Annotated in this window: 12 protein-coding genes; 10 read left to right on the forward strand and 2 right to left on the reverse strand. The window is 61.8% G+C overall.

Annotated elements, in window-relative coordinates; all coding sequences use genetic code 11:
* Positions 1–34 precede the first annotated feature (34 nt).
* From KBW81_RS16105 to rlmH, 3 genes are all read left to right on the forward strand, one after another.
* Positions 35–1441: a mechanosensitive ion channel family protein gene (locus tag KBW81_RS16105; protein WP_090188467.1), complete on the forward strand. Its 1407-nt coding sequence runs from the start codon at positions 35–37 to the stop codon at positions 1439–1441.
* 170 nt (positions 1442–1611) lie between these two features.
* Positions 1612–2091 (forward strand): ribosome silencing factor, encoded by a 480-nt coding sequence (gene rsfS / locus KBW81_RS16110; RefSeq protein ID WP_392336520.1) that lies wholly within the window; start codon positions 1612–1614, stop codon positions 2089–2091.
* Positions 2091–2561 (forward strand): 23S rRNA (pseudouridine(1915)-N(3))-methyltransferase RlmH, encoded by a 471-nt coding sequence (gene rlmH, locus KBW81_RS16115; RefSeq protein ID WP_090188462.1) that lies wholly within the window; start codon positions 2091–2093, stop codon positions 2559–2561. The genes rsfS and rlmH overlap by 1 nt, the downstream gene beginning before the upstream one ends.
* 44 nt (positions 2562–2605) lie before the next feature.
* On the opposite strand, the gene KBW81_RS16120 is transcribed toward rlmH, so the two are convergent.
* Entirely contained in the window at positions 2606–3247 is a 642-nt protein-coding gene (locus KBW81_RS16120; protein ID WP_254247877.1) for a GDSL-type esterase/lipase family protein, read from the reverse strand.
* A 100-nt stretch (positions 3248–3347) separates the two neighbouring features.
* Here KBW81_RS16120 and KBW81_RS16125 point away from each other — a divergent pair, with 100 nt between their 5' ends.
* Genes KBW81_RS16125 through KBW81_RS16135 form a run of 3 tightly spaced genes read left to right on the forward strand, consistent with a single transcriptional unit; the run spans position 3348 to position 5098 of the window.
* Positions 3348–4259, forward strand: coding sequence for a thioredoxin family protein (locus KBW81_RS16125; RefSeq protein WP_090188458.1), 912 nt, complete (start codon positions 3348–3350; stop codon positions 4257–4259).
* A gap of 30 nt (positions 4260–4289) precedes the next feature.
* Positions 4290–4925 carry an LON peptidase substrate-binding domain-containing protein gene (locus KBW81_RS16130; protein ID WP_175499242.1) on the forward strand — a complete coding sequence of 212 codons (636 nt, stop codon included), beginning with the start codon at positions 4290–4292 and terminating at the stop codon, positions 4923–4925.
* A complete protein-coding gene (locus tag KBW81_RS16135) occupies positions 4922–5098 on the forward strand; it encodes a Trm112 family protein (RefSeq protein ID WP_090188452.1) in 177 nt (58 codons plus the stop codon). The genes KBW81_RS16130 and KBW81_RS16135 overlap by 4 nt, the downstream gene beginning before the upstream one ends.
* Here KBW81_RS16135 and KBW81_RS16140 read toward each other — a convergent pair.
* Positions 5095–6342, reverse strand: a complete 1248-nt coding sequence (locus KBW81_RS16140) for a UbiH/UbiF/VisC/COQ6 family ubiquinone biosynthesis hydroxylase (RefSeq protein WP_254247878.1) — start codon at positions 6340–6342, stop codon at positions 5095–5097. The genes KBW81_RS16135 and KBW81_RS16140 overlap by 4 nt on opposite strands.
* Before the next feature lie 46 nt (positions 6343–6388).
* On the opposite strand from KBW81_RS16140, the gene KBW81_RS16145 reads away from it, so the two are divergent.
* From KBW81_RS16145 to KBW81_RS16160, 4 genes are all read left to right on the forward strand, one after another.
* Positions 6389–7717: an amidase gene (locus KBW81_RS16145; protein ID WP_254247879.1), complete on the forward strand. Its 1329-nt coding sequence runs from the start codon at positions 6389–6391 to the stop codon at positions 7715–7717.
* Between the two features lie 132 nt (positions 7718–7849).
* Positions 7850–9028 carry an aminotransferase class I/II-fold pyridoxal phosphate-dependent enzyme gene (locus KBW81_RS16150; RefSeq protein ID WP_254247880.1) on the forward strand — a complete coding sequence of 393 codons (1179 nt, stop codon included), beginning with the start codon at positions 7850–7852 and terminating at the stop codon, positions 9026–9028.
* 11 nt (positions 9029–9039) lie between these two features.
* On the forward strand, positions 9040–12075 hold the full coding sequence (locus KBW81_RS16155) for a DNA translocase FtsK (RefSeq protein ID WP_254247881.1): 3036 nt from the start codon (positions 9040–9042) through the stop codon (positions 12073–12075).
* A gap of 148 nt (positions 12076–12223) precedes the next feature.
* Positions 12224–13045, forward strand: coding sequence for a bifunctional allantoicase/(S)-ureidoglycine aminohydrolase (locus KBW81_RS16160; RefSeq protein ID WP_254247882.1), 822 nt, complete (start codon positions 12224–12226; stop codon positions 13043–13045).
* The last annotated feature ends 8 nt before the right edge of the window (positions 13046–13053 follow it).

The following is a 13053-nucleotide window of genomic DNA, read 5'->3' on the forward strand; positions in this document are numbered from 1 at the left end:
ATGTGCCATCTTGTCTGCAACAAGGGATGGATCAATGGCGCTTCACGATGACCTGCTGAACACTAGCGTAAGCGCGCCGCTGGGCGATGTGCTAGGCCTGTGGCAGGGGATCATCGGGTCGGTTGAATCCTACGTGATGACGCTGTGGCGTCCTTGGGTCGGCTATCAGCTGCTTATTGCCTTGGCCGTACTGCTGGTGGCGCAGCTTTTGAAAATGGTGCTGGCCCCGCGTCTGCATGCATGGATGCGGGCCCGCGAAGGCTGGCCGATGTGGCGCATCCGTTGGCTTGTCGTGCTGCATAAACGCCTGCGGGGGATCTTGTTCGTTGGCATGATTTGGCTGGTCGTGATCGTCATGCGCGATCTGACGTGGAACAGTCGCAGCTATCAGCTGTCGATCATCGCCAATCTAGCGACCGCTTGGCTGGTCGTGGCGCTGACAACGCGGCTGATCGGCAATCCGATCCTGCGCAAGGCCGTGCGCTATGGCGCTTGGGTCTGGGTGACGCTGTCGATCCTTGGGCAGACCGATACCTTCACCAACCTGATGGATAATATTGCGTTTTCCATCGGTACTATGCGGATTTCAGTGCTGCTGGTCGTGCAAGCGATCCTGATCCTTGGCGTGTTGTGGTTCGCGGCCCGCTTTATGTCGCATACCGTGCGCAGCCGGATCACGGGCAACGCAGATATCAGCCCATCCATGCAAGTGCTGGCCGTCAAAGCGATGCAGTTGCTGTTCTATGGCATGGCTGTCTTCATTGGCTTGAAGACCATCGGTATCGACCTGACCGGCCTTGCTGTTCTGTCCGGTGCTATCGGCGTTGGCCTTGGCTTTGGTTTGCAAAAGGTAGTGTCGAACCTTGTGTCGGGCATCATCCTGCTGCTGGATAAATCGATCAAGCCCGGCGACGTCATCAGCCTTGGCGATACCTTCGGCTGGATCAATTCGCTGGGGGCGCGCTATGTCAGCATCACGACCCGCGACGGCAAAGAATACCTCATCCCGAACGAGGATCTGATCACCGGCCAAGTGGTCAATTGGTCCCACTCCAACGATTTTGTCCGGCTCGATATCTACTTTGGCACCGCTTATGGCGATAACCCCCACGACGTGCGCCGCATCGCGATAGAGGCAGCAATGTCCGTCCCCCGCGTGTTGGAAAGCAGGCCGACCGTGTGCCACATCGTCGGCTTTGGCGACAGTTCGGTCGACTATATCCTGCGCTTTTGGATTTCCGACCCGACGGGCGGCCTGACAAATATCCGCGGAAACGTCTTCCTCGCGCTGTGGGACGCTTTTGCCGCCAACGGCATCTCGATCCCGTTCCCGCAACGCGAAGTGAAAGTCCTCGAAGGATCAGAGCTGCGCACAAGGCCTGCGTCATCGCAGCTGCGCGAAGATGCGGCGGATGCGGGCAGGGCGCCGATGCCTGACTAGCCCGGACGGCAAGAAATGGCCTCCGCCGATCAGTGCGCGCAAAACCTGCTACTACAGCGTTTCGCTGGCTATCTGCGCGCTTTGCCGTTGACACTTGCCTGACGACAGACTAGCGCGCGGCCTTCGGTCATTGAAATGACACCCAATCCGGCCTACGTTCGGATCAGGCCTTGCACCGGGGCCGTCCCGTCCGGTGCCTATCATCGGAGGACGATGCACTGTCTCTTTCCACCTCGGCAGCATCCGCTGCCAACACGGGAGCCCACGCTGTGAAGGCGGCGGCTTCCTACGACAGCGACCAGCTGCTTGATGCAATCCTGAAATCGCTAGATGATGACAAAGCCGAAGAGGTTGTGAAAATCAACCTGCGCGGCAAGTCTGAAATGGGCGACTGGATGGTTATCGGCTCTGGCCGTTCCACCCGCCAAGTCTCTGCCATGGCTGAAAAGCTGACCGAGAAGCTGAAGAACGAATACGGCATCATCAGCAAGATCGAAGGCAAGGATATCGGCGACTGGGTCCTTATCGACACCGGCGACGTTATTGTTCACCTGTTCCGGCCCGAAGTCCGCGAATTCTATCAGCTGGAAAAAATGTGGACCCCGGGTGCACAGGACGATCTGGCGATGGACCCGACCAAGGCCCCCTGATGCGCGTGCGTATCTGCGCCGTGGGCCGCCTGCGTGGCGGCCCCGAATCTGCGTTGATCACCGACTATCTGACCCGCTTTGACCGCACGGGCCGTGCGCTTGCGCTTGGCCCGGCGGAAATCATCGAAGTCGATGACCGCAAAGGTGGCGGCATGGCGGGCGAAGCCCCGCTGCTGGCCAAAGCTGTGCCCGACGGCGCGCTGCTCTGCGTGCTGGACGAGCGCGGCAAGGTGATGTCTTCCCCCGATTTTGCAAACCAGCTTGGCACATGGCGTGACCAAGGCCGCCAAGACGTCGCCTTTGTGATCGGCGGCGCTGACGGCATCGATCCGTCCCTGCGTGACCGCGCCGATGCGGCGCTGTCCTTTGGTAAGATGGTCTGGCCCCACATGATGGTGCGTGTGATGCTGGCAGAACAGTTGTACCGCGCTGCGTCCATCCTTGCCGGGTCGCCCTATCATCGCGTGTGAAGGTGCCTCCGGCGGGAGTTTATCCGGCAAGGTGAATAGGGACGCTATCGCGCGAGACTAGCGATGTTTTCGGCAACGACTTTGCCTAAGACTTCGTGAGTTGCGGCATCATAATGCACGCCGTCTTGCTGGCTCACCTCAATATGCTCGCCGGCGTTCAGAAAACCGACACCCCAGTTTGTGGCGAGCGCTGCGTAAAGCGGCGGCAGCGCGCGTGACTTGGCAGCACCGCCGTAAAACACCTGCGCGATCGGGCCTTGTTCCAGCACCGGCGGCGGGCAAATCAGCAGCACTTTAAATCCGCTATGCCGTGTCTGCATCGCCTCGCCGCAGGCGATGGCAAGCAGGCCCGCGACGCCGGCGGTGATGCCTTCGGCGGTCAGGCCAAAGTGCGCTTTGCAATCGTTTGTGCCCAGCATGATCGTTAGCACATCAATCGGTCCGTGGCTTTCAAGCGCGACCTGCAGACCCAGATGCCCGTCCATATGCGCGCCCATTTCGGGGTCGGCTCCGGCGCAGGCAGTGCGGCCGGGCAGGCCTTCCTCGATCAAGGTGCAGCCGGTCTGCGCGGCCATAACTTGCGGCCAACGCGTCGCCGCGTCGTGGCGCGCGTAAATGCCGCGCACCGAGATCGGCGGCGTGCCGTGGGTGTTGCTGTCACCAAAGGTCAAAACGGTCTGTGTCATCCTCAAATGCTAGGCTGCCGTCACTGCGCCGGCAATCCCCCCTTGGCCTTTGGCCCCCGCGGGCACATATAAGTCACGAAACGGATGAAGGAGATCGATCATGGAACTGCTCGGCGCCAAGACCCCCACCCCCCAAGCGGGGAATATCATCGACGGCACAGACGCGACATTCATGGCCGAGGTCGTCGAAGCTTCGATGACGATCCCCGTGATCGTCGACTTCTGGGCCCCCTGGTGCGGCCCCTGCAAAACGCTTGGCCCCGCGATCGAGGCTGCTGTGACCAAGGCTGATGGCCGTGTGAAGCTGGTAAAGATCGACGTCGACGCCAACCCCAGCTATTCGGGCCAATTGCAGGTGCAGTCGATCCCGACTGTCTATGCCTTTTGGCAGGGCAAGCCTGTTGATGGCTTCCAAGGCGCGCTGCCGGGCTCTGAAATCGACGCTTTCGTCGAAAAAACCGCAGCCTTGGCAGGCGAGCCGGACAACGGTCTTGCCGACGCCATCGCGGCCGCGCAGGAAATGCTGGACGAAGGGGCCGCGGCCGACGCTGCTGAAACCTTTGCCGCGATCCTGCAAGAGGACCCGAATAGCGCGCCAGCCTACGCGGGCCTCGTCAGCGCCCACCTTGCGTTGGACGACGTGGATCAGGCAGAGGCGATCTTGAACGGCGCCCCGGCGGGCATCAGCACCGACCCCGCACTAGAGGCTGTTGCTGCCCGCATCACCCTGCTGCGTGAGGCTGCTAACACTGGCCCGCTGGCCGAGCTGGAAGAGCGCATCGCCGCTGACGAGAACGATCACCAGGCGCGCCTAGACCTTGCGACTGCCCTGCACGCCAAGGGCCGCAGTCAAGAGGCGGTAGATCATCTTTTGGACCTGTTCCGCCGTGATCGTGAGTGGAATGATGGTGCCGCTAAGACACAACTTTTCAAGGTGTTCGATGCCCTTCCGGCCAAGGACCCAATCGTTTTGACAGGGCGGCGCAAACTTTCGTCGATGATATTTGCCTGATGCGTTGCGCGGGCTAACTGGAAGGTCATCATGAAAATATCAGACCTTCCAGACACCATCCCCGTTTTCCCGCTGCCGGGGGCCTTGCTGCTGCCACGTGGCAAGCTGCCGCTGCACATCTTCGAGCCGCGCTATTTGGCGATGATCGAGGACGCGATGAAAACGCCATCGCGCCTGATCGGGATGATTCAGCCCTATGACGCACCGGGAAAGGCCGGCAAGCTGCACAGCATTGGCTGCGCAGGCCGCTTGACCGCGTTTAATGAAACCGACGACGGGCGCTATATGATCACGCTGTCCGGCATGTCCCGTTTCCGCGTGACCGAAGAGGTCGAGGGTTTCGCGCCTTACCGCCGCTGCCGCGTCAGCTGGGCCGGCTTTGACCGCGACCTTGGCCCCGTTGAACGCGACCCGGAATTTGCCCGCGACGTCTTTATGAACGCTCTGTGCCGTTACTTTGACGACCAAGGGCTGAAAACCGACTGGGACCAGTTGGGCGACGCCGAGGACGAGCTGCTGATCAACTCACTCTCTATGCTCTGCCCTTTTGCGCCAGAAGATAAACAGGCGTTGTTAGAGGCACCAAGCTTGTCAACGCGGCGCGAAACCTTGATGACACTGATTGAATACGCCCTGCGGGGCGGCGATGACGAGGTGATGCAATGACCGATTTCGACCCCCAAATGCTGGAATCGCTGGTGTGCCCGCGCACCCAGGGCAGCCTGCGTTATGACGCCGCCGCGCAGGAATTGATCAGCAAATCCGCGCACTTGGCATTTCCAATTCGCGACGGCATCCCCGTCATGCTGGTGGACGAGGCCCGCCGGATCGACGATTAACGCATCAGGCGGGGCAGGTCCCCGTTCAGGCCTGCGGCTTCGCGGATAAAGCGGCGGCGCAGGCCGGGAACAGCGTTAATCACGCCCATGCCCATGTCTCGCAACCCGCGCAGCACAGGGTTGTCATTTGAAAACAGTCGGTTGAACGTGTCTGTTGCAATCGCCAACCGCGTTGCGTCGAACCTGCGCCAGACCTGGTAGCGCTCTAGCGCGATGACACTGCCGATATCCTCGCCCCGTATTTTCGCGTCTTCCAGCACCTGCGCCAAGGCCGCGACATCGCGCAGGCCAGCGTTCAGGCCTTGGCCTGCAATCGGGTGAATCCCATGCGCCGCATCGCCGACCAGCGCCACGCGCGGCGCAATCAGGCTGTCGGCCAGCGTCAGGCCAAGAGGGTAGGAAAACCGCTGACCCACTAGCGTGATGTCACCCAGAAAAGACCCGAATGCGGGCTTTAGAGCCTCTAGAAACGCGCCATCATCCAGCGCCAGTACCTCTTTCGCGCGGCGCGACTGTTCACTCCAGACGATCGAACTGCGGTTGCCGGTCAGCGGCAAAATCGCGAGCGGCCCGCCGGGCATAAAAAACTGATGCGCAATTCCGTTATGCGGCAGCTCATGCGCCACAGCGCAGACAATGGCGGTCTGGCCATAATCCCACCCCGTCCGCTTGATCCCCGCGCGCTGGGCCACACCGCTACTGCGTCCGTCGCAGCCGACCAGCAGGCGCGCAGATAGCACCTCGCCATCGTCCAGCGTGACCTCGACTTTGCCGCCAAGCGCCAGTTGCGCGACAACTTTTCGCCCTGTCATGTGGTTGATGCGGTCTTGCGCTGCGACAGCATCCAGCAGGGCGGCGCGCAAATGGCGGTCTTCGACCAGCCAGCCCATAGGGCCTTCCTCAATCTCGGCGTGGTCGAAATGCATCATCCACGGACTTGCGCCTTCGCCGGCGCGGCCATCCGTGACCTTAATATCCAGCATCGGTTGGGCGTCGCCCTTCAGCGCATCCCAGACCCCAACACCGCGCAGCAGGCGCATCGACCCCAGCGCAATCGCATAGGATCGCCCGTCGAAATCGCGCGCGCGGTGCGTATCTGGCGTGATCGCGTCAATAATCGTAACCCGCAGCCCGGATTGCGCGGCTGCCAATGCCAGCACGGGGCCGTTCAGCCCGCCACCGACGATGATGATATCTGTCTGTTCCATACCCTGACATATGGCTGCGCGCGCGGGATTGTCCATGCGGTGCGCGGTCGCTAGCGTGGCGAAAATATCGAAAGGGATCGCAATGGACGACTGGCGCTGGATGACCGCAACCGCACTAGGACAGGGGATTGCCGATGGCAGCATTGATCCGGTCGCCCTGACCGAAGTCTTTCTGACCGCCATCGACACCCACGAACACCGCGACCGCATCTATGCCCGCGTGACAGCGGACCGCGCCCGCGCTGAAGCGCTTGCCGCAAGTCATCGCGCCAAGGCCGGCCTGCGCCGCAGCCCCCTTGATGGCGTGCCGGTCAGCTGGAAGGATCTGTTCGACACCGCCGGCACCTCGACAGAGGCGGGCACCCGCCTAATGGCGGGCCGGATTCCGGATACAGACGCCGAAGTGCTGCGCAACGCCACCGCGGCCGGCCTCGTCTGCCTTGGCAAAACGCACCTGTCAGAGATTGCGTTCTCTGGTCTTGGCCTGAACCCGATGACCGCGACTTCGCCCAATGTGAATGACCCAGATGTCGTACCGGGCGGGTCGTCGTCAGGGGCTGCTGCTTCGGTTGCCTTCGGTCTTGCTGCTGCTGGAATCGGCTCTGATACAGGCGGATCGGTGCGTATTCCGTCGGCTTGGAACGATATCACCGGGTTTAAAACGACCCACGGCCGCTTGTCCTTGGCCGGGTCCGTCCCGCTTTGCGGCACCTTCGACACCGTCGGTCCGCTGTGCCGTTCGGTAGGGGACGCCGCCCTGCTGACTGCCGCGATGGCGGGCACGAAAGCCCCCGATCTGCGCGGCACTGACGGCCATCTCCGGCTCGCGATCCTTGACACCATCACGATGGACGATGTGCGCGAACAGCCGCTCGCAGGCTTTACCGACGCCGCAAACCGTCTGCGCGACGCTGGAGCCGACATCACCTACATCGCCCTGCCGGACCTCGCGCAGGCATTTGCCGCCTCTGCCGCGCTTTATACCGCCGACAGCTGGGCGTGGTGGCGCGACCGGATAGAGGCGAACCCGACCGCGATGTTCCCCCAAATCTATGCCCGGATCAGCGCGGGCCGCGATATTGGCGCGGCGGACTACATCGCCGCGTGGTCGATGCTGCGCGATTTGCGCAAGGCCTACGCCGCCGCGACAGCCTCTTTTGACGCCGTCATCATGCCAACTGCGGCGATCATGCCGCCAAACGTGGACCGTCTGCTGACCGACGATGACTACTACAAAACCGAAAACTTGCTGGCCCTGCGCAACACCCGCGTTGCAAATCTGATGGACCTGCCCGCCGTATCGCTGCCCACCGGCACCCCGTCCTGCGGCATCATGCTGTGCGGCCATACCGGTCAAGACGACCGCCTTTTGCGCGTCGCCGCACAGGCCGAGGCCGCCTTGCAGCGCTGATCAAGCAGGACACAAAAGACACAATACACTGCCGCGCCCCTGTTTTATGGGCCTGACCTTCTGGACAGGCCCATCACCCACCGTTTAACCTAGGCCCAAGCGGGGCGTTCATGATCCCGTAACGAGGCAGTGATGGAATACCCCAAGCGGTTTGCGAACCTTCCGGTTGCGACGTGGCCCCGACTCCGTGGGCTGCTGGATGCTGTCCAACCGGGCGGCGATCCCATCAACATGACCATCGGCGATCCTCAGCACCCCATGCCGCCGTTCTTGGCTGATGCCATGGCTGCGCAGATCGCAGGCTTTGGCGGCTATCCCAATAATGACGGCGCGCCTGCTTTGCTGGATGCGATCTCTCGCTGGTTGAACCGTCGCTATGGTGTCACCGTCGCCACAAATGAAGTCATGGCCCTGAATGGCACGCGAGAGGGGCTTTATAACGCTTCCATGGCGCTGTGCCCCGAAGTCAAGAACGGCCAAACGCCCGTCATCTTGACCCCGAACCCATTTTACCAAGTCTACGCCGTCGCCGCGCTTTCTGTTGGGGCAGAGCCTGTTTATCTGCCCGCCACCGCAGACACCGGTCACCTGCCAGACTTCGGTGCCGTTCCCGCCGACGTGCTGGACCGCACTGCGATCGCCTATATCTGCTCGCCCGCGAACCCGCAGGGCGCTGTGGCAACGGAAGATTACTGGCGCAACCTGATCACGCTGGCGGAAAAGCACGATTTCAAGATCTTCGCGGATGAATGCTATTCCGAGATTTATCGGGGCATCCCCCCCGTGGGCGCGCTGCAAGTCGCACAAGCGATGGGCGCAGATCCCGAACGCGTGGTGATCTTTCATTCGCTGTCCAAGCGGTCAAACCTTGCGGGCCTTCGCTCTGGTTTTTGCGCCTCTGGCCCCAAAAACATCGCAGCGATCCGCGCCTTGCGGGCCTACGCCGGTGCCCCGCTGCCCGGCCCAATCCAGGCCGTATCCGCGCTGGTTTGGGACGACGAAGACCACGTCATCGCGTCCCGCGCGCTTTACGCAGAAAAGTTCGACATCGCTGATCGCATCTTTGGCAATGTCCCCGGCTATACCAGTCCAGAGGCAGGTTTTTTCCTTTGGCTCCCCGTGCCTGACGGCGAAGAGGCGGCTCTAACCCTTTGGTCGCAGACAGGTGTGCGCACCCTTCCCGGTGCCTACCTGTCCCGCGACGTCAGTGGCTTTAACCCCGGCGCGGGATTCATTCGGGTGGCCCTGTGTGGCCCCAAATCGGACGTGGAGCGCGGGCTGACCCGCCTGCGCGACACACTTTACCAGTGAGGAACGGCAAAATGGCATCCTATCAGACACGGCACCGCGACCCGCTTCTGGACAGCGAAACCCAAGCCGTTCTGGAACGCCGTAGCAAGGAATTGCTTGGCATTGGTTTGATCATCGTCGGCTTGCTGGCCGCGATGATCTGCTTCAGCTATTCGCCCACCGATCCGTCGTGGATTTCCGCCAGCGATGCGCCCGTGCAAAACTGGCTTGGCGTTTTCGGTGCAGCAACCGCCGCCCCGCTGATGATGATCGTGGGCAAAGGGATCTATGCCTTGCCGCTGGTCCTGATCGCATGGGGCACGCGCTTTGTGCTGCACCGCGGCTCTGATCGCGCCATTGGCCGCGTCATCTATGTTCCCGTCGTGATCGCCGTTGCTGCGCTTTATGCAGCATCCTTGCCGCGCGGTGACGCTTGGCCCGCCAACTTTGGCATGGGCGGTCTGTTCGGCGATACCGTTCTGGGCATGGCTCTGACGATCCTGCCGCTGGGCCCGGTGATTGGCGTAAAACTGCTGTCGCTGCTGCTGGGCGCTTTGACCGTGGCCGCCATGTGCTTTGCCCTTGGCTTTACCCGCCCCGAACTGCGCACTGGCACCCAGTTTGTGCTGATGGGCACTGTCATGCTGTATGACATGATCCTGCGCGTCGTGGGGCAGGGGACCGCCCGCGCCACGCAAGCCGCCACCGCGGCCCGCGGCACTGTTGCCGCCCGCATGGCCGACCGGGCCGATGCACGCGCCAGCCGCCCGGTAGAGCCGCCCGTCGATATGAAAGCCCGCGCTATTGCCGCCGTGCGCAGCCGCCCCGTGACAGCTGCCGCGCCCGTGATGGCCGCCACTGCCGCTGCTGCCGGGGGCCGTAAAATGCCGCCAATCATCCGCGCCGACGGCTCTTATGACAACGCAGAGGCCGCGCCGCAGCCACAAATCGCGCCTGAAATGGCCGCACCGCGCAAAATGCCCGGACTGGGCAACCTGCTGCGCCGCAAGGACCCAGAGCCTGAGTTGATCGAGGCGGAAACCTTCGATCACGACCTCGAATCCCCACCAGAGGACCGCGTTCGCAGCCGCATCACAGACGCGATCAAGGCGCGCGTCATGCCCGCCCCGCAAGCAGAGCCGCACCCCGTCACAGGCGTCCGGATCGAACCCTCGCTGACCGCTGGCCGCCGCCCGCAACCGCTAGTTTTGCCGGTGGTCCCGCCGTTGGCTGCCGCCCCCGCGCCAAATCTGCACGACGACTGGCAGGACGACGAGGCGGAAATGTTGATCGACGACGACATCAACGAACAGGACTTCACACTTGCGCCCGCTCCGGTGGCCGCACCACCCGTCTATCAACGCAGTACCCTGCCCAGAACCGAAGCGCCGTCCCTCACCGCAGAGCCGCTGTTCGACCCCGAAGCGCGTCCTGTGATCCCTGCCGCCACCCCGCGCAAAGCCGTCGTGCAACACGGCATGCAGCGCGCCACCATGCCCAGCAAACAAGCCAAGGCCGAGGCGCAGCCGTCCCTGACGTTTGAGGAAAAATACGCGGATTACGAAATGCCACCCCTGAACCTGCTGACCAGCCCGTCAGAGGTACAGCGCCACGTCCTGTCCGACGAAGCGCTCGAGGAAAACGCGCGCATGCTGGAATCCGTGCTCGATGACTATGGTGTAAAGGGCGAAATCGTCTCGGTCCGTCCCGGTCCCGTCGTCACGATGTACGAACTTGAACCCGCGCCGGGCCTCAAGGCGTCGCGCGTCATCGGCCTCGCTGACGACATAGCCCGGTCCATGTCCGCCTTGTCTGCCCGCGTCTCTACCGTTCCGGGCCGCACTGTCATCGGCATCGAACTCCCGAACGAGAACCGCGAAAAGGTCGTGCTGCGCGAAATCATCTCGGCTCGCGATTTCGGCGACAGCAACATGAAGCTGCCCCTTGCGCTGGGCAAAGACATCGGTGGCCAGCCTATTGTCGCCAACCTCGCGAAAATGCCTCACCTGCTGATCGCCGGTACCACGGGTTCCGGTAAGTCCGTCGCGATCAACACCATGATCCTGTCCCTGCTGTATAAGCTGACGCCCGAAGAATGCCGGATGATCATGATCGACCCGAAGATGCTGGAACTCAGCGTTTACGACGGCATCCCGCACCTGCTGTCCCCCGTCGTAACAGACCCTAAAAAGGCCGTTGTGGCCCTGAAATGGGTCGTCGGCGAAATGGAAGAACGCTACCGCAAGATGTCCAAAATGGGCGTGCGCAACATCGACGGCTACAATGGCCGCGTGAAAGAGGCGCTCGCCAATGACGAGCTATTCAGCCGCACCGTGCAAACCGGCTTTGACGACGAAACAGGCGAGCCGGTCTTCGAGACAGACGAATTCAAGCCCGTCGTGCTGCCCTATATCGTCGTCATCGTGGACGAGATGGCCGACCTGATGATGGTCGCCGGCAAGGAAATCGAAGCCTGCATCCAGCGCCTTGCCCAGATGGCCCGTGCCTCTGGCATCCACCTGATCATGGCGACGCAGCGTCCGTCCGTCGACGTCATCACCGGTACGATCAAGGCCAACTTCCCGACACGGATCTCTTTCCAAGTGACGTCCAAGATCGACTCGCGCACCATCCTTGGTGAGATGGGCGCCGAACAACTGCTTGGTATGGGTGACATGCTTTACATGGCTGGTGGATCGAAGGTCACCCGCGTCCACGGCCCGTTCTGTTCGGATGAAGAGGTCGAGGAAATCGTCAACTACCTCAAAAGCTTCGGCCCGCCCGAATACATGTCCGGCGTGATCGAAGGCCCGGACGAGGACACCGAAAGCTCTATCGACGCCGTGCTCGGTCTTGCTGACGGGTCTGATCTGGAAAACGCGCTTTATGACACGGCCGTTGCCATCGTTATCAAAGACCGCAAATGCTCGACCTCTTACATCCAGCGCAAACTGGCGATCGGCTACAACAAAGCCGCCCGTTTGGTTGAACAGATGGAAGACCAAGGCGTCGTCAGCTCTGCCAACCACGTCGGCAAACGTGAAATCCTCGTGCCAGAGCAGCACTGACCGCGTCCCCTTCTTCTGGTCAAAAATACCTTCGGGGGGGGCCGCATCGCGGCGGGGGGCAGACAGCCCCCCTCCCCCCTTTGCCAAGCGCGCTGAAACCGTATCTAAAGCTCTAGGTTCACCATTCGGGCCTACAGGGATCACAGATATGACCAACTACTACACCCCAACTGGCGGCCTGCCGCCGCAAACCGACCTTTTGACAGGTCGCGCCGTCTTTACCGACGCCTACGCCGTCATTCCCAAAGGCACGCTGCGTGATATCACTACCAGCTTTTTGCCCGGCTGGGACAAGATGCGGATGTGGGTGATCGCCCGCCCGCTTTCCGGCTTTGCCGAGACCTTTAGCCACTACATCACCGAAGTCGCCCCGGGCGGCGGTAGCAAATCGCCCGAGACAGACGAAGGTGCGCAAGCCGTGCTCTTTGTCGTGTCGGGCCATGCAGAGCTGACCATCGGCGATCAAACCCACCTGCTATTCCCCGGTTCCTACGCCTATCTGCCGGCAGGCTGCGACTGGACCTTTGCCAACGACCACGATGCGCCCTGCACATTTCACTGGATCCGCAAAACCTATGTTCCAGCGCCGGGCCTGCCCGCGCCAGAGGCATTCGTGACCCAAGTCAGCGATGCTCCGACAATCGAAATGGAAGGCACCAACGGCGCGTGGTCCACAACCCGCTTTGTCAGCCCCACCAACCTGTCCCACGACATGCACGTCAATATCGTGAACTTTCAGCCCGGCGGCGTGATCCCCTTCATGGAAACCCACGTGATGGAGCACGGCCTATATGTGCTTGAAGGCAAGGCTGTTTACCGCCTGAACACCGACTGGGTCGAGGTCGAGGCTGGCGACTATATGTGGTTGCGCGCCTTCTGCCCGCAGGCTTGCTATGCGGGCGGTCCGGGGCCGTTCCGCTATTTGCTATATAAGGACGTGAACCGGCATATGCCGCTGGGGCTGCGCTAAGTCGCGGG

This window comes from Loktanella salsilacus (genome assembly GCF_024206795.1).
Lineage (GTDB): Bacteria > Pseudomonadota > Alphaproteobacteria > Rhodobacterales > Rhodobacteraceae > Loktanella > Loktanella salsilacus.

Bases quoted from the DNA above. Each gene is read 5' to 3' on its own strand.
- KBW81_RS16105 (WP_090188467.1), top strand. From the start codon at position 35: ATGGCGCTTCACGATGACCTGCTGAACACTAGCGTAAGCGCGCCGCTG.
- rlmH (WP_090188462.1), top strand. From the start codon at position 2,091: ATGCGCGTGCGTATCTGCGCCGTGGGCCGCCTGCGTGGCGGCCCCGAA.
- KBW81_RS16120 (WP_254247877.1), bottom strand. From the start codon at position 3,247: ATGACACAGACCGTTTTGACCTTTGGTGACAGCAACACCCACGGCACG.
- KBW81_RS16125 (WP_090188458.1), top strand. From the start codon at position 3,348: ATGGAACTGCTCGGCGCCAAGACCCCCACCCCCCAAGCGGGGAATATC.
- KBW81_RS16130 (WP_175499242.1), top strand. From the start codon at position 4,290: ATGAAAATATCAGACCTTCCAGACACCATCCCCGTTTTCCCGCTGCCG.
- KBW81_RS16135 (WP_090188452.1), top strand. From the start codon at position 4,922: ATGACCGATTTCGACCCCCAAATGCTGGAATCGCTGGTGTGCCCGCGC.
- KBW81_RS16140 (WP_254247878.1), bottom strand. From the start codon at position 6,342: ATGGACAATCCCGCGCGCGCAGCCATATGTCAGGGTATGGAACAGACA.
- KBW81_RS16145 (WP_254247879.1), top strand. From the start codon at position 6,389: ATGGACGACTGGCGCTGGATGACCGCAACCGCACTAGGACAGGGGATT.
- KBW81_RS16150 (WP_254247880.1), top strand. From the start codon at position 7,850: ATGGAATACCCCAAGCGGTTTGCGAACCTTCCGGTTGCGACGTGGCCC.
- KBW81_RS16155 (WP_254247881.1), top strand. From the start codon at position 9,040: ATGGCATCCTATCAGACACGGCACCGCGACCCGCTTCTGGACAGCGAA.
- KBW81_RS16160 (WP_254247882.1), top strand. From the start codon at position 12,224: ATGACCAACTACTACACCCCAACTGGCGGCCTGCCGCCGCAAACCGAC.